The 16,982-nt window shown below is 52.1% G+C and carries 14 protein-coding genes, 2 tRNA genes and 1 pseudogene; 11 read left to right on the plus strand and 6 right to left on the minus strand.

The window, feature by feature from the left end; translation table 11 throughout:
* The first annotated feature begins 72 nt into the window (after window positions 1-72).
* Window positions 73-948, plus strand: a complete 876-nt coding sequence (locus E4631_RS06010; RefSeq protein WP_133657697.1) for a hypothetical protein — start codon at window positions 73-75, stop codon at window positions 946-948.
* Entirely contained in the window at window positions 945-1,844 is a 900-nt protein-coding gene (locus E4631_RS06015; protein ID WP_133657696.1) for a lysophospholipid acyltransferase family protein, read from the plus strand. Before E4631_RS06010 ends, E4631_RS06015 begins: the two co-directional genes overlap by 4 nt.
* Window positions 1,845-1,934: 90 nt before the next feature.
* Here E4631_RS06015 and E4631_RS06020 read toward each other — a convergent pair whose 3' ends face one another.
* The gene (locus E4631_RS06020; protein ID WP_133657695.1) at window positions 1,935-2,567 is read right to left on the minus strand and encodes an L-threonylcarbamoyladenylate synthase; all 633 of its coding nucleotides are present in this window, start codon (window positions 2,565-2,567) and stop codon (window positions 1,935-1,937) included.
* Window positions 2,568-2,771: 204 nt separating this feature from the next.
* On the opposite strand from E4631_RS06020, the gene mltG reads away from it, so the two are divergent.
* Complete coding sequence (gene mltG, locus E4631_RS06025; RefSeq protein ID WP_133657694.1) at window positions 2,772-3,860, plus strand: endolytic transglycosylase MltG; 1,089 nt, start codon at window positions 2,772-2,774, stop codon at window positions 3,858-3,860.
* A gap of 91 nt (window positions 3,861-3,951) precedes the next feature.
* Here the strand turns inward: mltG and E4631_RS25825 are convergent, their stop codons facing one another.
* On the minus strand, window positions 3,952-4,098 hold the full coding sequence (locus tag E4631_RS25825; RefSeq protein ID WP_167797029.1) for a hypothetical protein: 147 nt from the start codon (window positions 4,096-4,098) through the stop codon (window positions 3,952-3,954).
* Between the two features lie 171 nt (window positions 4,099-4,269).
* On the opposite strand from E4631_RS25825, the gene E4631_RS06030 reads away from it, so the two are divergent.
* From E4631_RS06030 to E4631_RS06045, 4 genes are all read left to right on the plus strand, one after another.
* Window positions 4,270-4,758 carry a thioesterase family protein gene (locus tag E4631_RS06030; RefSeq protein WP_133657693.1) on the plus strand — a complete coding sequence of 163 codons (489 nt, stop codon included), beginning with the start codon at window positions 4,270-4,272 and terminating at the stop codon, window positions 4,756-4,758.
* Between the two features lie 97 nt (window positions 4,759-4,855).
* Window positions 4,856-5,812 carry a YihY/virulence factor BrkB family protein gene (locus E4631_RS06035; RefSeq protein ID WP_133657692.1) on the plus strand — a complete coding sequence of 319 codons (957 nt, stop codon included), beginning with the start codon at window positions 4,856-4,858 and terminating at the stop codon, window positions 5,810-5,812.
* A gap of 109 nt (window positions 5,813-5,921) precedes the next feature.
* Window positions 5,922-6,008 (plus strand) — tRNA-Ser (locus E4631_RS06040).
* Between the two features lie 74 nt (window positions 6,009-6,082).
* Window positions 6,083-6,167 (plus strand) — tRNA-Ser (locus E4631_RS06045).
* A 220-nt stretch (window positions 6,168-6,387) separates the two neighbouring features.
* Here the strand turns inward: E4631_RS06045 and E4631_RS06050 are convergent.
* On the minus strand, window positions 6,388-6,888 hold the full coding sequence (locus E4631_RS06050) for a hypothetical protein (protein WP_133657691.1): 501 nt from the start codon (window positions 6,886-6,888) through the stop codon (window positions 6,388-6,390).
* A 418-nt stretch (window positions 6,889-7,306) separates the two neighbouring features.
* Between E4631_RS06050 and E4631_RS06055 the strand changes: the two genes are divergently transcribed.
* Complete coding sequence (locus tag E4631_RS06055) at window positions 7,307-8,200, plus strand: DUF4747 family protein (protein WP_133657690.1); 894 nt, start codon at window positions 7,307-7,309, stop codon at window positions 8,198-8,200.
* A 627-nt stretch (window positions 8,201-8,827) separates the two neighbouring features.
* Here the strand turns inward: E4631_RS06055 and E4631_RS25830 are convergent.
* Window positions 8,828-9,552, minus strand: a pseudogene (locus E4631_RS25830) (IS5 family transposase); the annotation flags it as partial.
* A 209-nt stretch (window positions 9,553-9,761) separates the two neighbouring features.
* Between E4631_RS25830 and E4631_RS06070 the strand changes: the two are divergent.
* Window positions 9,762-10,151 (plus strand): hypothetical protein, encoded by a 390-nt coding sequence (locus E4631_RS06070; RefSeq protein ID WP_133657687.1) that lies wholly within the window; start codon window positions 9,762-9,764, stop codon window positions 10,149-10,151.
* 885 nt (window positions 10,152-11,036) lie between these two features.
* A complete protein-coding gene (locus E4631_RS06075; RefSeq protein ID WP_133657686.1) occupies window positions 11,037-12,770 on the plus strand; it encodes a hypothetical protein in 1,734 nt (577 codons plus the stop codon).
* Window positions 12,771-13,737: 967 nt separating this feature from the next.
* Here the strand turns inward: E4631_RS06075 and E4631_RS06080 are convergent.
* A complete protein-coding gene (locus tag E4631_RS06080; RefSeq protein WP_166648091.1) occupies window positions 13,738-14,706 on the minus strand; it encodes a pepsin/retropepsin-like aspartic protease family protein in 969 nt (322 codons plus the stop codon).
* A gap of 245 nt (window positions 14,707-14,951) precedes the next feature.
* Here E4631_RS06080 and E4631_RS06085 point away from each other — a divergent pair, with 245 nt between their 5' ends.
* Window positions 14,952-15,347: a hypothetical protein gene (locus tag E4631_RS06085; protein WP_133657684.1), complete on the plus strand. Its 396-nt coding sequence runs from the start codon at window positions 14,952-14,954 to the stop codon at window positions 15,345-15,347.
* Here the strand turns inward: E4631_RS06085 and E4631_RS06090 are convergent.
* Entirely contained in the window at window positions 15,344-16,534 is a 1,191-nt protein-coding gene (locus tag E4631_RS06090) for a hypothetical protein (protein WP_133657683.1), read from the minus strand. The two genes, E4631_RS06085 and E4631_RS06090, sit on opposite strands and share 4 nt — an antisense overlap.
* Between the last annotated feature and the right edge of the window lie 448 nt (window positions 16,535-16,982).

The following is a 16,982-nucleotide window of genomic DNA, read 5'->3' on the forward strand; positions in this document are numbered from 1 at the left end:
CTCCGTTTTACGAGCTCTTCGTCCGGCACGGTAATGGCCCTGGCGCCCACTACTTGCTTATTTTTGTTCTCTATGCGTTTCCTACCCCTCTCTCTTTCGCTGGTCTTGGCGGCCAGTCTTGGTGCCCAGGCCGGCCCGCCGCAGCTGCTGCTGCGGGTGGCCAAGTTTCGCAACCTCGACCAGGTGCAGAAAGGCGGCGAAATCGAGATTTCGGTAATGGTGCCGACCCAGCCGCTCACCTACCGGCAGCGGGCGCCCAAGTCGTTTCAGTCATCGGCGGTAGTCGATTTGACCATTCTAAAAGCCGACGGCACCACCGCCTGGCAGGAAACCGTGACCCTGAAGCCGCCGGTGCTCAGCGACACCACCATTGCCATCAAAAACCCGCTGAGCTTCCTCAAGCGCGTAGCCCTGCCCGACGGCACCTACACGCTGCGCGGCCGCATCCGCGACCAGTACAAAGCCGCCAACGGCGAAACGACCGTGGAGCTGCCCGTCGTCATTGCCGAGCCGAAGGGTCCCGCTTTCAGCGACTTGGTTTTCCTGGCCCGGCCCGCTGCCAAGGCCAGCGCCCAAAGCGTCTTCAACCGCGGGGGCTACCTGCTGACCCGCGCGGCCAGCGGCTACTATGGCCGATGGACCGATAACGTCTTCTTTTACACCGAGTTAAATCAGGTGCCCGCCGGTCGCTCGGTGCGCTTGCACTACCATCTCGCTGCCCCCGACGGCACCGCTGCCGACGCCGACGCGCCCCCCGTAACCACGCAGGCCGGTCGGCCCACAGCCGTGGTAGGCCAGCTGCCGCTCGGCCCCATTCCGGCCGGGCCCTTCACGCTCACCATCGAGGCCCGCGACATAGCCACCAAAAAGGTGCTGGCTACCCAGAGCCAAAGCGGCGAGCGCAGCCTTACCGAGTATGCTCCGGCGGGGGCCGCCGTGCCCCGATGAGTACTACCCCTGCCGTGCCATGGTACTACCGTGTGCTTAGCTGGCCGTTACTGACTCTGGCTCATCTGCCGCTGGTTGTGCTTTATGGCTTCGCCAAGAGTCTTTATTGGCTGCTGGCCTACGTGGTGCGCTATCGCCAGCAGGTAGTGCTTGATAACCTGCGTCATGCTTTTCCCGAAAAGTCAGCTGCCGAAATTCAGCACGTGGCCCGGCAGTTTTACTGGCACTTCGCGCAGGTAATGGTCGAAATTCTCAAGTTGGCCAGCATCAACGCAGCCGAGCTGCAACGCCGCGTGCACTTTACCAATCCCGAATTGCTGGGCGGCTATTTGGCCCAGGGCCGGCAGGTATTGGGCGTCGGCTCACACATGGGTAACTGGGAATGGGTGCTGGCCGGGGCCGCGGTCAGGTTTCCAGGGCAGGTGGCCGGGGTATATAAGCCGCTGGGCAACAAGTTTTTTGAGTATTATGTGCGCCGCTTGCGCATGCGCCTCGGCGCCGAGGTGGTACCGATGCTTAGTACGCTGCGGTACCTGGTGGCCCACCGGGGCCAGGGCCAAATCCTAAGTCTAGTATCGGACCAGGCCGCTGGCCCCGACGACCGTCCGTACTGGACTGATTTCCTGCATCGGCCGGCTGGCTTTTATACCAGTGTCGACCGCCTGACGCCGCAATTCGCCGCTGTAGTGCTCTGCGCCCGCACCCGGCGGGTAAAGCGCGGCTACTATACCGTCACTTTCACAGAATTGCCTGGCGATGCGGCTACTACTAGCCTTCCCCCAGATGCTGCTCATTACCCGATTATAGCCTCCTTCGTGCAGCTACTGGCCGCCGATATCGGCGCGGCCCCCGAGCAATACCTCTGGACGCATCGCCGCTGGAAGCACAAGCGGTAAATGAGCAGTTGCGTACATGAGTAAGGGTAGCCTGGAGTAGTTTATTCTCCAGGCTACCCTTACTCATGTACGCAACTGCTCATTTACCGCTTACAGAAACTGCTCAATGTCGCCCAAGCCCTGGCGCACCAGCTCAAAGTCGTCATTGGTGCAATCCACGATGGTGCTGGGCTCGTTGCCGCCAAAGCCGCCGTCGATGACGAGGTCTACGAGCGAGCGGTATTTCTCAAAAATCAGGTCCGGGTCGGTCACGTATTCTTCCAACGTCTCCGCGCTTTCGCGCACCGATGTACTCACGATGGGCGTACCAAATTCTTTCACTATTTGGCGCACAATCTGATTATCAGGTACCCGAATGCCCACCGTGCTGCGCTTCACGCCGCCGTAGCGGGGCGCGTTGGGGCTAGCTTCGAAAATGAAGGTAAAGGGGCCGGGTAGGGCTTTTTTAATGACCTTAAACACGGGGGTAGTAATGCCGTGCGCGTAGTCGCTGATGTGCGACAAGTCGTGACAAATAAAGCTAAGGTTAGCTTTCTCAGGCTTTAAGCCCTTAATGCGGCAGAGCTTTTCAACTGCTTTCGCGTTGTTGATATCACACCCAATGCCATAAACCGTATCGGTGGGGTAAATAATAAGCCCACCCTTGCGCAACACTTCTACTACTTGCAGAATGCGATTTTGGGGCGGGTTATCGGGGTGGATGCGGAGCAGGGTAGCGGACATAGGGCAGAAAAAGATTTTATATAAAAGAAGGAACAGGCAGCGGGGGTAGCCCGTTCGGGTGGGAAAGGTACTACGGCGGGCGGTTTTGGCCTCCGCGCCTTTCAATAGCTAAGCGCTACAAGCCAATGGCGCGCCAGTTGTTTGCGGTGATGGGGGTAGGAGGACCAACCGGGGGTTAATTTCGCAAACTTTATTTTTCAATCCATGTCTGAACCTGTCAAAAAGTCCGCTTTCGAGTACCGCGCAGAGTCTATCAAGCGCCGCAATCGCTACGGCACCGTGAGCGTGATACTCGGCTTGATAATGGTGTGCTTCTCTTATTATTTCTACCAGGTTTTCTTTAACCCCAACATCGACACCAAGGACCGGCCGACCTACGTCTACATCCGGCGCGGCGACAATTGGCAGAAGGCCCTGGCCCAGGTGGAGAAAAGCGGCGCGGTTATCGACCGGCTCTCGCTGTATTTTGTGGGCAAGATGATGGGCTACAATAAGCCCGGCGCCGTGAAGCCAGGCCGCTACGAACTGGTAGATGGCGCCACCAACCGCCAGGTAATCAACCTGCTGAAGTCGGGCCGCCAAAAGCCGCTCAAGCTCACGTTTACCAACGTGCGCCTGCGCCGCGAGCTGGCCGCCAAGCTATCCAAGCAGATTGACGCCCGCCCCCAGCAAATCGACTCGCTGCTGAGCAGCCCCAGCTATACCCGCAGCCTGGGTTTCGATACGACTACGGTGCTCTCGATGTTCATCCCCAACACCTACGAGCTCTACTGGAATACCTCGGCCCAAAACCTCATGCAGCGAATGAAGTCGGAATACGAGAAGTTCTGGACGCCCGCCCGCGACGCGGCCCGCGAGAAGCTGGGCCTCAGCCGTGCGCAGGTGAGCACGCTGGCTAGCATCGTGGAGGCCGAGCAGCAGCAGCATGCCGACGAGCGCCCCCGCATTGCGGGTGTGTATCTTAACCGCCTCAAGCGCGGCATGAAGCTGCAAGCCGACCCCACCGTGGTGTATGCCAACGGCGACTTCGGCATCAAGCGCGTGCTCAACGTGCACCTGCAAAAAGACTCGCCCTACAATACGTACAAGTACGCCGGCTTACCCCCCGGCCCCATCAACCTGCCCAGCATCGCCAGCATCGACGCCGTGCTGCACCCCGAGCAGAACGACTACCTATACTTCTGCGCCAAGGACGACTTCAGCGGCTACCATGCTTTCGCCGCCACCCAGCAGCAGCACCTCGTGAACGCCCACCGCTACCAGGCCGCCCTCACGCGGGCGGGCATTATGTAGCCAGGGCCAGCCGCACTCCACGGCGGCTTGCCGGCTTGGGCGGGGGTAGGGGCTGCTACGCGCTGGCGCTTCCCCAATGGTTTGCCACTGGCTAGCTACCGGGCGGTTTTACTGCTACAGTATGCTTAGCCCCTGCCGCCCCTTCGGGGCCAGCCACGCTTTGCACGCGCACCACCAAGCCAAGCAGCGTAAGCAGCACAAAAGCAAGGTAATAGCGGAAGTGAGGAGAAGTATTCATAAAGCTGGCGCGTGTGGAAAAGTAGAATAAGCTTAACTATGCACAAAGCTACTAAGCTAAACCAGACTATTGCGAACCCTTGGTTTAAACCAAGAATTTTGTGGATGAATCAGGTTTTTTCCTGGTTGAACAACTAAAATGGCGGCCTTCGCTTGCCTTACTACTTTACCTATGTACCAAGCCGATATTCAAATTCGCGTGCGCTACGCCGAAACCGACCAGATGGGCTACGTGTACCACGGCAACTACGCGGCCTATTTTGAGGTAGCCCGCACCGAGTCGTTCCGGCAGCTGGGCATTCGCTACAAAGACCTCGAAGGGCAGGGGGTAGGGATGCCCGTGGGCGAGCTGCAAACCCGCTTTCGCCGCCCCGCCCGCTACGACGACTTGCTGACTATCAAGGTAATGCTGCGCGAGCTGGTCGAGGGCTCACGGGTTAAGTTTGAGTACGAAATCCGCAACGAGGCCGACGAGCTGCTGACGGTAGGCCACACCTTAATGGTATTTGTGAGCACTACTACCGGCCGGCCGGTACCTATTCCGGCGAGCGTGCGCGAAAAGCTGGCGCCGTATTTTGCCGAAACCGAAGCTGACCGGCCACTGGGTACCGGCCGCGCTACCCCCGGCGACGCGCCCGCCCCGGCCACGTTTGGTAAGTGAGCAGGTGAGTAGATGAGTGAGGGCGCGGGTAAAACCAGTTCGTGAACTCATCGGCCTGCCCGCTCCTTTACCCATCTACTCACCTATTCAGTTACCAATGCACGCTCCTCCCGCCCGCCGCCGTGTGCTACCCGATGTGCGCCGCCACCGTGCCTACCGCATGCTCATGGCGTGGGGCAAGCGCCGGCGGCTGGGCGGGGGCCACGTGTCGCTCTACGACGTGGGCGAGCGGGTGCTGCACGAGCTACGTCTCGACTCGCTCGAAAAGCGTGCGGCCTACATGGCCTTCAACCTCACGCTGGCGCTGTTTCCGACCATCATCTTCCTGTTCACCCTCATCCCCTACATCCCGGTGCCGAACCTGGACGTGGACATTCTGCAGTTTCTGGCCGATATCATGCCTCACGAGCTATACTCGGCCACGGCGGGTACCATTGAGGATATTGTCCGCATTCCGCACGGCGGGCTGCTCTCGTTCGGGTTTGTGTCGGCCCTGGTGCTTTCCAGCAACGGCATTATGGCCCTGCTCGACGCTTTTGAGAAGAAGTACCCGTGGTTCAAGCACCGTGGATACTTTCGCAAGCGCCTCATCGCTACTGGCCTAACGTTTATTCTGGCCCTGATTCTGGTGCTCTCCATCGCGGGTATCTTTTTCGGCACCTTCATCATCGACGCGCTGGTATTCTACGAAGTAGTGCCCGAAAGCTCCACCGAATTCATGATTCTGGTGCTACGCTACGGCTCGCTTATCGGCCTTTTTCTGACCACTACCTGCGTCATCTACTACTTCGTGCCGCCCGTGCACGACAAATGGCCCTTTATCTCAACCGGCGCGCTGGTAGCCACGCTCCTCATCTTTCTGGTGTCCTTCCTGTTCACGCTCTATGTGCGCATCTTCAACTCCTACAACCACTTCTACGGCTCCATTGGGGCGCTGGTAGGCTTTATGGTGTGGCTGGAGTTTGTGTGCATGACGCTCATCATTGGCTTCGAAGTCAATGTAAGCATCGACGCCGTGACGGGAAGACTGAAATTATTGCCTAATGACAAATAACTACTATCTAATTAGTTAGTGTGAGATTAAAAAAAAATAGTCCGTAGTCACTTGTCATTAGTCATTACGTATCTACTTTTGCAGCCCCAACCACTCGTTTGGGACCTTTAGAGAGGTGGCAGAGTGGTCGAATGCGACGGTTTCGAAAACCGTTATACCGGCAACGGTATCGGGGGTTCGAATCCCCCCCTCTCTACGAAATGGTGAATTAATGAATTGGCGAAGTAGCTTCCACGCTTCGCTAGTTCATCGGTTTGCCATTTTATTTCTAGAGAAGTGGCAGAGTGGTCGATTGCGGCGGTCTTGAAAACCGCTGACTGTAACAGGTCCGGGGGTTCGAATCCCTCCTTCTCTGCAAAAAGCCCCGTTTCCAAGCTGGAAACGGGGCTTTTGCTTTTTCGGGGGACGGTTTAGGGGACAATTATGAAAATTTATAAGTCAAGCCAGTTCTTTGCAGCCTCGTATCTCACTGCCTTACTACATCCACTTCTATTATGATGAGGCATTGTCTAGGTAGCTTGAGCTGAACTACGCGCGGGAAGGGGCCGAGCCGCTGGTGGTGAGTGGGGCGGTGTTTAAGAAGTGGTGGGTGAAGGGGTAGCGCCTAGCGTAGGCAGCACTTTGCTACTTAAATAAGTTCGCCAAAATTCTACTGTTTGGCTAACAAGGCTACGCATGGTTTGCGTAGTACCATCTTGAAAATCAATTAATAACCAGTTATTGCCGTAAGTCTCGGTATATGTAGGTGGATAGTAACTTTCAAAAGCGACACGGCTTTGTGCCATATCTGACCGAGGCTTACTAACAGTCAGGTGTTTCATGCCTGTAACTACATCATGCATTACATCGAGCGCTGGGCATTGAGTAGTTAGGTAAGCTCGATAGGCTTTAATGCCATTTGGGCCATAAGTGCCCTGTTCGTAGCTAAGTAGTGTCCAGTCTACTAAATGCCAAGCTGAAGTGGCGCAGTCCATTGCTTTGTAAGTCGAATCAAGTTCGCCAGAGAATGCCGCGAAATCTGCTTCGAGCTTGCGAAATAAATCTTCGGGTGAGGTCAGAAGTGTGTATGAGGCCATGAGTCAATGCATTGAGAATGCAGCTAAATTAAAGCAGTAGGTAGTACTAAAACTGGAGCCGGATGCTGAACTCGCCAGCTGCGCCACACAGTAACTAGTAGCAGTACGATAGCTAAGTCAAATGCCAGGCGACGGGGCAGCAGGTCGGGCAGCGGTGGCAGCGGTGGGTGAGCATGGGGCGAAGGCGTGAGGCGCCGTACTAGTCAGCATCAATATTACTAAACCCGTGTATATTTGGACACCTTTCACAGGTGCGCGTTGGCAGACGCTGCTTCCGACTTCACCACTGGCCGAATCGCGGCTAGCGGCTAAGCCCGTTGCGCTCTGCCAGGCGCACGGGCTTTTTTCTTTTTGCAAATTTTTGTGGATTGCACAGAAGCTGTAAAGGATTTTCTAAATCTTTGAAAACAAACCCAAAATGTCCAAAAAGAAGTCTGCTGAAATTCGCACAACATTCACTACATTAAACATTAAGATTAGGCAGCACGGTAACAAGGATAGTACACCTGCTCAATATGCGGACCTATTCATGAAGATGGCTAATCAGAAAAAAAAGATTAGGCTAGCGTCTGATTTAGGTGGTATTATCTGGCGCTGCCAGCGTGAGCGCGCAAATGGCCGAGATATTATTCTCGGGTTTATCACTCGCTATACAATTATCGAAAGCGGTAAATGGCTAGAAATAGATAATCCAGAAGCTCAAGAAACGGATGTACCAATACCGGCTGGTATGGCAGCTAACAGTAGGCATACCCCATTTTATTTTATACCGGAAAATCATCGTTTAGCACTGAAGCGCGGCGCTAAAACATTGACTCCATTCCAAGCTAAAATATTTTTTGAACGCGCATTCAAATTTGCATTAGAGCCTGAGCAGCATATCGAGATAGATATCGCTCCCTCTGAGGAACAGTACAATCGCATCTTGGAATCCAAGTCATTGTCTCGTCTGGATATTACCTTAAACTTCTCCAATAATGACATAACTGACGACTTTGCAGCTATGATTGAAGAGCAGGTAAGGGCCACTAAATCAAGAAGATGGAGGATAGAGGCAGTGGCTGAAGACGGTGAACTATTGGACCCGAGTAAGAGTTCAGTATTGGCGGGCGCTCTGGGCGCAGCAAAGAATAACGGGACCGTCGAAGCAACAGAAGTAAGCCCAACAGGTAAGAAAAAGGTCATCAGGCCCAGTACTGCCCCTCGCACAGAGACGATAACTTCCGCGCAACCTAGCAATTTACTTGGTGACGTGGGTGATAAACTTTTACAGATGTACCCGCGGCCTAGAACCACTCAGCAAGATGAATGATGTCACTAATTTAGTTAAGCAGCATGAAGCTGGTTTCGCCGGCCTCAGGCATCTGTACCCTAAAGACTTATTAAGGAAAGGTATTTTATGGCCCACAATCGCAAGCACCATCTTAATAGTTTTTCTACTAGCGACTAAAGCAGATTCGCAGAAGATGTTAACAAGTATTACAGAAGCAACAATCTCTGTGATGCCATCTCTCCTAGGATTTTTGCTCGGAGGCTATACTATACTGATAAGTTTTTCGAATAATAAATTATTAGGCAATCTAACCAAAATACCTAAAAACAGCAACATTAGTGTATTTCAAAAAGTCAGTTGCATTTTTGCATTAACAATTTTAGTGCAGTCAATAACATTGCTATTTGCTTTGATTACTCGATTTTCAATGCTGATAGATATTAAAATACCAAATAACTATAGCTGGTTTCTGACATTATTTAGATATATAGATTACGGTGTTAGTTACTTACTATTAACTATGCTATTCTATACGATTTTCGCATTTAAAGACATTATAGTTAACATATTCAGCTTAACTCAAGTCTTCCACCTAACTATTGTTATTTCGCAGGACGAAGAAGAGTTAGACTCAGTAGCCACTAAGGCGTGAGGACAATTATTAAATCAAGTAATCCAATCCATTGCTGCACCAATATACCAGAATCCCAGAAAAGAGACAATCGTTTTTTCATAGCGCGTGGCCAGCCGACGGTACTGTTTGAGCCGCCCAAAAAAGTGCTCGATTTTCTTGCGCTGGCGGTAGGTCTGCTGGTCTAAGGCGAAGGGCTCGACCCGATTGGGGCGGTTTGGAATCACCGCCTCCATGCCCTGCTCGGCGCAGTACGCCCGGTTTTCATCACTATCATAGGCGGTATCGGCCAGCACTTTGCCCGGCTGCAAGCCCGCCAGCAAGGGCAGCGTCTGGGGCGTGTCGCCCGCCTGGCCCATCGTGGCAATCAGGCGTACGGCGTGCCCCTGCGCCTCGACACACGCGTGAATCTTGGTGCTTACCCCACCTTGGCTGCGGCCGAGGCATTCGGTTTGGGGGTCACTTTTTTTTGGCCCGCCGAATGTTGATGAGCCCGCAGGATGGTCGAATCGAGCATCACCCAGGCTAAGTCGGGCGTCTGGACGGTGGCGAAGAGCCGCTCCCACACCCTCTTTTTAGCCAGCCGCCGAAAGCGTTTGCAGGCCGTGTTGGATTTGCCGAAGCGTTCAGGTAAATCGGCCCACGGGCAGCCCGTGCGGGCAATCCAGAGCACCGCATTGAAAAACAAGCGGTTATCTGTGGCCGTCACCCCGCAATCACTGGCTTTGCCTGATAAGTGGGGAGAAACCACCTCCCAGGTAGCATCCGAAACTTCGTGGCGACGCATAAAATTGAGTCAAAAAACAAAGATATATTACTCCGCTTTATTGTCCTCACGCCCTAGTTCATCTGAGAAGCCTCGCCGTAATGGCGGGGCTTATTAATTAAAAAGATATAAGCCCTGCCCACTAGCGGGGCTTTCTCATGCCCACCCTTCCGACAGCCGTACGCTATGCTATCTTGGCTGGCATGAAATACCTGCTGATTGCCTGCTGTTTGTCACTAGCGCCCAGGGTCTACGCGCAGAGTGCGCCTACCACTACCGCGCCCGTCAGCGCGCCCTCCCGCTATTGTGCCTTGGTTGTTGCTGATGACCGCTATTTCAATTCAAGCCGGGCACGCCTAGAATATGGGCAGCCTGCCCCCGGAGAAGTAGCTGACCCCGAAATGGCCGAGATGGCGAAGACCATCCATCAATCCGGCAGTATCATTGATATCTGCAATTATTTAGGCCGTCATGGCTGGGAGTGGCTAAGCACGACAACGGTACAAACCGGGGGCCGCAAGTCTAGTCTCAACGATATGGAGTACTTTGTCGAAAATGAGACGCGCTACTTCTTTCGTCGCCGAACGCCCTAAAACTCCGGCAATCGCACGTAGTGGCTGTAATCCTCCAGCGGCACGCTGCTCACAAAGCTCCTGAGCACTATCGGCTGCTCCTGGCCATAGTCCACGCCCACCTCGACAAAGAAGCCGCGGCCTTCATCAGCGCAGTGGTAGAGATTGACGCCCTCATCAGTGCTTGGCTAGGAAGGTACCGTGCTTAAGTACCCAGTAGAACTGCACCACGGGCGAAAGCAAGCGAAACGACTAGAAGCTCATGCCCGCAAGGTAGTAGCCATCATTTCGCCAGCAAAGCACGACACGTATCAGAAAGAACGTCTGCTGCCTGACCTCATTTGAAGTTAGTAGTACTAACACTGCGCCGGGCGTAACCACCAGCGTCAAGGGGGCTTCCTCTAGTACGGCCTCGGCGATAACAACTGTACATTTCAGAACCTGTACGCTGTAGCAATCCCCGCTCTTTACAGGAAGCCTATACCGGTTCCCTTACTGCACGCCCACCTAGCCACTACCACAGACTTGCCCCACTTATTCTTAAGTCCAGACAAAAAGTGCATCGGCAATCCTTAGTTCCGTGCTGGCACTGATGTATCGAGAAGAATAGGAAATTAATATTGTGCCACATGCACTATTAAAGCAGTAACCCCCGAATTGATACGCACGTGGCCCACCGCATCCGCCAGGCTTCTGCCCTTGACGACTTATAGGTGTGAAACGCTGAATAGCGCAATCCCACTCCTTTGGGTACGTACTTACGCGACTGAGTAGCGGACTATGTTCGGATTGCCGCTACTTCCGGTGTCATGCAGTAGCGGCAATCTGAATGTTACCTGCCAGTAATACTCATGACCATGAAACATTACAATATATATTACAGCTGCCTTACTTTAAAATAAATTTATGAAAACGGTCAGCTTTTTTATCTCGATAATATTCTTATTTCTGCCCGCATTTACATATGCACAATTTCCGGTTATCGATTTGCGTGATGATGTTAATGCCTCAAAAAACTGGGTTGGTTTTGCAGTAAGAGATAATACGACATCTGGACATGCCTTTGTGATTTTAGGACGAGAGAATGAAAAAAGTGCAATGACAGAAATCGCTATTCAAGGCTTTTATCCTAATGGAAATATAGTGAGTTCTCCAGGTGAAGTAAAATCTGATTTTGAAGGCCTAAAGTACGTTCGGAGTGCAGACCAAATTTACTTTATTGTAAACGATAACGATTATACTACAGCACATCAATTGTTAGTTACGTGGGAATATAATCCTCCAAAATACAATGTTTTTACAAATAACTGTATTGACCTTGTGCAAAAGGTGACAAAATCAATAGGTATAGACTTGCCTTCAAGGGGTTTGCTATCTATTAGGCCAAGCGGCTATCTGAATAAAGTTAAGGAGCAATTGAATTCAAACGAAGGCTTAAGCTATTACAAGACCAATTCGAGGATAAAAAAATTTCCAAAGGGAAGTTATCGCGGAGCATTAAATAACGGTATGCCTAACGGGTTAGGTACGTTAGTTTCGGAAAATTCTGTTTATAAAGGGCAATTTAAAAATGGTAAGTATGACGGAGAGGGTAAACTCAGTACTGGCTCTGATACATATTCTGGTCATTTTAAAGATGGTATTCCTGACGGACAAGGTAATTTAGTTAACAAGTCTAGAGCATACGTAGGGTATTTCAAGAATGGAGCATTTGACGGAAAAGGGGAATTAGAAAATAAAGAGAATGGCTCAAAAATTAGTGGCACATTCAAAAATGGAAAGATTGATGGTAAGGTTACCATTGCAAGAAATAAAGGTAATGAAACTACTACTTTTGAAACAAAAGATGGTAAGCAAGTAACACCAACAAATACAAAATATAAGGATGGGTCTAAAAAAGTGACTCAAATTAACGATAAAGGCGAGCCTATATCTTCAAAATACGATGGTAGCGATGGAACTAAAATTTCTATGAATTTCCAAGATGGAAGACCTTCGTCAGCAGATTATAAATTCCCCGACGGTAGTGAAATTAATCTTCAAAAATATTATGAAGCAGCCACTGATTCCGCCTATGGTACTGCTAAAGGAAATAATTATACATATGTTGGAGATTTCAAGTATTTAGTCTTTTCAGGAAAAGGTGAGTTAAATGTAAGTGGCACCCAGATGAAAGGTGATTTCAAAAAAGGTCGAATTGATGGTGCGATTGAACATGTTCACAGAAATGAGTATACTTTTGATGGAAAGATTTGGTATGATGATAAATATTCGTATCAGAGCGGTAATATGACTCTAGCAAATGGAGATACATATCAAGGAGAACTACGAAACTTCTTATTTCATGGGAAAGGAACTTACGTCCATGATGAGCATTGTGGTAATTGGGGGAATTGCAATAGTTATACACTAACTGACATTTCTTGGGTTGATGGGAAGACTAACTTTAGACCTCTTATAACTCCAGCATCTTCTGCTTTTCTTGATAATAGCTGGTATAAAACTAGTTTGCCAGATTATAGCATGTTCGATGCCCCTCTATTTGTATTAATTGGGGTTCCAACAGAGTATCCAACGTTTAACTCACAAAAAGGCCAATGGAACTGGAATATTAAATTTCCGATATTAATATTACCATAAAAATTCTCGAAATTTAACGCCAGGTAACATGGATTTGGCAATAGTAGGGCTGAAAAATATTAGCTTCAGTTGTATTCAGGCTATCAGCTTCAGTTCCGGTTTAACATTAGCAATTTGGCTATTAGTTGTTATCTTTAACACTTAGTTGTCAATTGGCTTGGATTATCGGCTGGACGTTATAAAATCCTCTGGCATCGTAAAGCACTGCTCGCTAGCCGAAAATAGTATTTAAAATCCTGGAATAATCAAAAACAGGATACTTGCAAATACTTTATTTGGGTAATTTAATTAATTCTGTTGGATTAGTTTTCGGTGCAATTATCTCGGATATGAGGTTGAACACTTTAAAGCGGCAGAGCATCTAGGAAATAAAGTCTTTTAATTATTTCGTCTTGGTTGCGCTTAACAATCCGTAGTATCTTAATAGGCATTCCTTACAATAAGATGCGACGCTGCCATGATTTTTCTGCAGTTTTGAACTGCGTGCCTTTGCCGAGCGGCTGGGCTAGTCCGCGTATTAAGGAGTGTGCGACCAAGAAAGCGGCGGGAGCATTGAGCGACCTCAACTTAAGCAGCCTTGTTAATCCACCGTTAATAAGTCCTCCAATCGTGTAGTAAATGCCCTGCTCCGCCACTGGGCCTGCGCCACGCCGAGCTCCTGCGTGCTTGGCTTACCCGCACCTGCCCGGTCTGGAACGAACTGCAAGCTGGGGCTGATTCGAACCATCTCTACCGGGGCCAGCTGCGGGGCGCCCACCCGGGGGTAGTGCTCACCTTCGTGGTGCGGCTCACCCGCCCCGCGACCGGCTGGCAGTACCAGCTGCTGGCCTTCCAAGTGGGCACCCCCACCAGGGAGGGCCTGCTGCAGTAAGTGCCCCTGCTGGGGGTGCCCGACGACGCGGACTACCGGCCCGATGTAGCCAGCTTTCAGCAGCAGTTGCAGCGGGCGCTGCCGACGCTGTAGCGCCTAGCGCACGCCCGCGGCGGGGGCAGTAGTCCGGGTGGGCACTAGGGCGTAGAACTGCTGGCGGCCGTAGTGAAAGCTGACCAGCTTATCCTGGCTCAGGTAGGGAAAACCCAGCACACCCTGGTACGGCAGCGGCTGGCCGTTGGCGGGTCGAGCAAAGGCCGCCAGCTGCACGGGCATCCCCTGCCAACTAGTTTCCCCCACCACCGCTTCGCGCAGCATACTACGCCGCACGAGTTGCCGGTGGCCATCGGCGCCCGTTGAGGGCTCCGCGGCGCCCGGCTGGGGGCGGTCGGGCAAGGGCAGCGTGCGGCAGAAGGTGGTGTCGAGCTGGTTATCGGCGGCCCCGGTATCGAGCAGCCACCGCACGGGTGCCTGGCCGATAAAGCCGGCCGCCACGGGGAAGCCCCTGCCCGGCACCAGAGTAAAGGCCACCGAGTCCCGGCGCGTAAACGGCCGCCGGGCGGGGTGCGGCACGCGCAGGGAATAAAAGCTGACCCGGCGCTGCGCGTAGTCCAGCACGACTTCGAAGTGCTGCAGCAGCCCGTAGCCGATAAAGCCCAGTAAGGGCCCGCCGGTGTAGCGGCGTAGGTGGTCGAGGGCAAAGGCCTGGGCGGCGAAGCCCGTGAAGCGGGCGGGCCCGAGGGCGAACTCCCGCACGGCCAGGGCTTGCACGACTACCCGGCCGGTCTGGCCGCGCGCTATCTGGGGAGGCTGCGTCGTACTGAGCTGCTGGGCAAAGGGGCCGCTGTCCACCACCAGCGGGGCCGAGCTGCCCGTATCGAGGATAAAATCGCCCCGCTGCCCGTTGCAGCGCAGGTCGCGCAGCACGACCAGTCCGCCCACCAACTTAAAGGGCAGGGTGAAGGCGGGCGTGGCCTCCAGGCGGTGGGGCTGGGGGGCCGGCGCGGGCGTGGTGGCCGGCCTATGAAGTGGGCCCAGTAGGGCTAGTAGTAGATAGAAACACATGGAGGCAGAGCAGGCCATAAGGGCCAGCGGACGGCGGTAAAACTACGCGCGTCTGGCCGCACCGTTGCGCGGATGAACTTACCCACTTAGCCGGGGCAGAGTCCTGGCCTTGCTGGCCGTTTCCTGCATTAAAACCGACGATGCTACTCCCTCCGCGGCGAAGCGGGCGGAAGAGGTGCGCCGCTGGATTCCGCTGGGAGAGGTGCATAGCTAGGCTCGTAGCGCCGTGAGCGGCGGGCCTCATCGTGACGCCCGCCGTGGGTGCCAGCCCGGCCGTGGTGCGGGCGCTGAGCACCACGGCCAGCTACTTCGCGGGGGTAGACCTGAGCCTCAGCCTGAACGGCATGGTATTGACGGAGTACTGGGCCGACCTGCGGGCCATGCTCGACCAGGCCCGCTACCTGACCGAATATTATAGGCTCACGCCGCAAGACATTGCCGAGCTGGATTTCAGCATCCCGATTTGGGACGCGCTGCTCGGCGACTTTTTTGCCGTGGCGGCCGTGGGCGAATACGACCCGCGCCGTCCGGTGGAGGTCCGGCTGGCCCGGCTGAACGCTGCCCAATTGGGCGCGCCAGCGGTACCGGGTGCCGGGGTAGAGTGGTATGGAGGTGAGTTTTACGGCTCAGAATGGTACTAGAAGATTAGCTGAGTAGTAGGTAATTGATTCAGGTACCATTCGAGTCTACCCAATCTTGTGTTCTTATAGGGAATAGCCATGCCTGGCACTAAGGCGACATGACCAAGTATATCTGCATTTTCTAAATACTGAACTTCTTCCAAGGTAAAGGATACCGACTGCGTCATATGAAATAGCTTTTGTAATTCATGAGAATATCCACTTGGCTGATTTCTTTTTACAGGAAACACATAGTTATACGTGTCTACGGTGGTAAGCATGATATTTTGAGGATTGCCCGCAATAGCAGATAACAAGTCGATTTTAGTGGAGGGATACATGATGCCATCTATTTCATCTTTATTCACTACATATTGAAGAAGTAGTTGAGGAATAATATATTCTGGCTTGAAAATAGCTTTAGGATGTTCAGTGCGAAATACACATGCTATAACAAGAGGCAGGATAGCTAAATAACTAAAGGTTACCTGCACTCGAAATGCCTCATTTTTTTCGTCTCTCAATGGGTCATTTTGCTCTAAAGTAGGAAGAAATGAGTTTGTTATATTTCTGAATTGAAAAGGCCGAAGAATACGAACAATATTCAATTCTCGTTGAGGTATGAATTTAGCAATATGCAAATTAGCCACTGACGGCCGATCAAATTCTTCCCAACACGTAAAAACAGAGCCACCTAAAAACAAAGCGGGTAAGCCAGGAATACTATACCTAGTTGTTTTGGCCTCGTGTCGCTTCTCAAAGGGCAAATGAAACAACTCTTTCTCTTGTAACTGATGAGCTTCGCTGAATCGTGCCCGAAAAAATCCGTTTTTCTGATAATTACCTTGAGAATCACCGTGATTTTTATAGCGACTAAAAATCTTAATTGTATCTGTAAACTTAATGTTTTCTAGTGTGGCATTAAACAAGCTCGTAGCCTCTAATATCTTGCCATCATAATATAATTCAATCGTTGTGCAAATTCCATTAGACAATTTTTCGAAATTACTTTCAAATAATAGCAAATGCTCTTGTGTGAAATATAGTTTTTTTTCTAATGTTGTCTTCAAATGAGATTTAACTGTATTCAATGATTCTTTGACAAAACTTGGAAAATAACCTTTAGAGGTAAAATAAATCTTCCTCTCGACATCTAAGCTATCAAAATAGCTCTCAAGGCCACCATGGGCATCCTTAGTAAAAGTCATAATGCAATAATTAAGTGGGGTATGCAAGTTACACTCACGGGGCATGGTCGGCATCGGCCTTAAAGCTGCGCTGTTAGCCCCACTCATGACGGTGGGGCTTTTTGTTGCCTCAGCTCTTAGTGCATGCTGCCCGAATCCACCTGCTGGTGTAGCTTTCGGGCATGAAAAAGCTACTACTCATGGGGGTGCTATTGACTGGGCTGATAAGCCCGGCTGTGGGGGCAAGCATGGAAAAACCTCTTGCCAGTTGACAGCACAAGCGGCTATGTAACCCGGGACCGCCTGGATGCACCCAACCAGGCGCAGGCGCAGGCCCTGGCCCGTGCGTACGCCCGTACAACACTCACCGACAAGCCAAGCTTTCTATTGGATAGTAGCAACGCGGGGCGGCTATTGATTAGCGGGGCCGGAGCGCGTGGATTTAGCCGGCGTGGCGGCCCCGCTAACA

Origin of the sequence: Hymenobacter sp. UV11 (assembly GCF_004684095.1) — a bacterium.
Lineage (GTDB): Bacteria > Bacteroidota > Bacteroidia > Cytophagales > Hymenobacteraceae > Hymenobacter.

What these genes read in the sequence shown, in the direction of transcription:
- E4631_RS06010 (WP_133657697.1), top strand. Translation starts at nt 73, where the DNA reads ATGCGTTTCCTACCCCTCTCTCTTTCGCTGGTCTTGGCGGCCAGTCTT.
- E4631_RS06015 (WP_133657696.1), top strand. Translation starts at nt 945, where the DNA reads ATGAGTACTACCCCTGCCGTGCCATGGTACTACCGTGTGCTTAGCTGG.
- E4631_RS06020 (WP_133657695.1), bottom strand. Translation starts at nt 2,567, where the DNA reads ATGTCCGCTACCCTGCTCCGCATCCACCCCGATAACCCGCCCCAAAAT.
- mltG (WP_133657694.1), top strand. Translation starts at nt 2,772, where the DNA reads ATGTCTGAACCTGTCAAAAAGTCCGCTTTCGAGTACCGCGCAGAGTCT.
- E4631_RS25825 (WP_167797029.1), bottom strand. Translation starts at nt 4,098, where the DNA reads ATGAATACTTCTCCTCACTTCCGCTATTACCTTGCTTTTGTGCTGCTT.
- E4631_RS06030 (WP_133657693.1), top strand. Translation starts at nt 4,270, where the DNA reads ATGTACCAAGCCGATATTCAAATTCGCGTGCGCTACGCCGAAACCGAC.
- E4631_RS06035 (WP_133657692.1), top strand. Translation starts at nt 4,856, where the DNA reads ATGCACGCTCCTCCCGCCCGCCGCCGTGTGCTACCCGATGTGCGCCGC.
- E4631_RS06050 (WP_133657691.1), bottom strand. Translation starts at nt 6,888, where the DNA reads ATGGCCTCATACACACTTCTGACCTCACCCGAAGATTTATTTCGCAAG.
- E4631_RS06055 (WP_133657690.1), top strand. Translation starts at nt 7,307, where the DNA reads ATGTCCAAAAAGAAGTCTGCTGAAATTCGCACAACATTCACTACATTA.
- E4631_RS06070 (WP_133657687.1), top strand. Translation starts at nt 9,762, where the DNA reads ATGAAATACCTGCTGATTGCCTGCTGTTTGTCACTAGCGCCCAGGGTC.
- E4631_RS06075 (WP_133657686.1), top strand. Translation starts at nt 11,037, where the DNA reads ATGAAAACGGTCAGCTTTTTTATCTCGATAATATTCTTATTTCTGCCC.
- E4631_RS06080 (WP_166648091.1), bottom strand. Translation starts at nt 14,706, where the DNA reads ATGTGTTTCTATCTACTACTAGCCCTACTGGGCCCACTTCATAGGCCG.
- E4631_RS06090 (WP_133657683.1), bottom strand. Translation starts at nt 16,534, where the DNA reads ATGACTTTTACTAAGGATGCCCATGGTGGCCTTGAGAGCTATTTTGAT.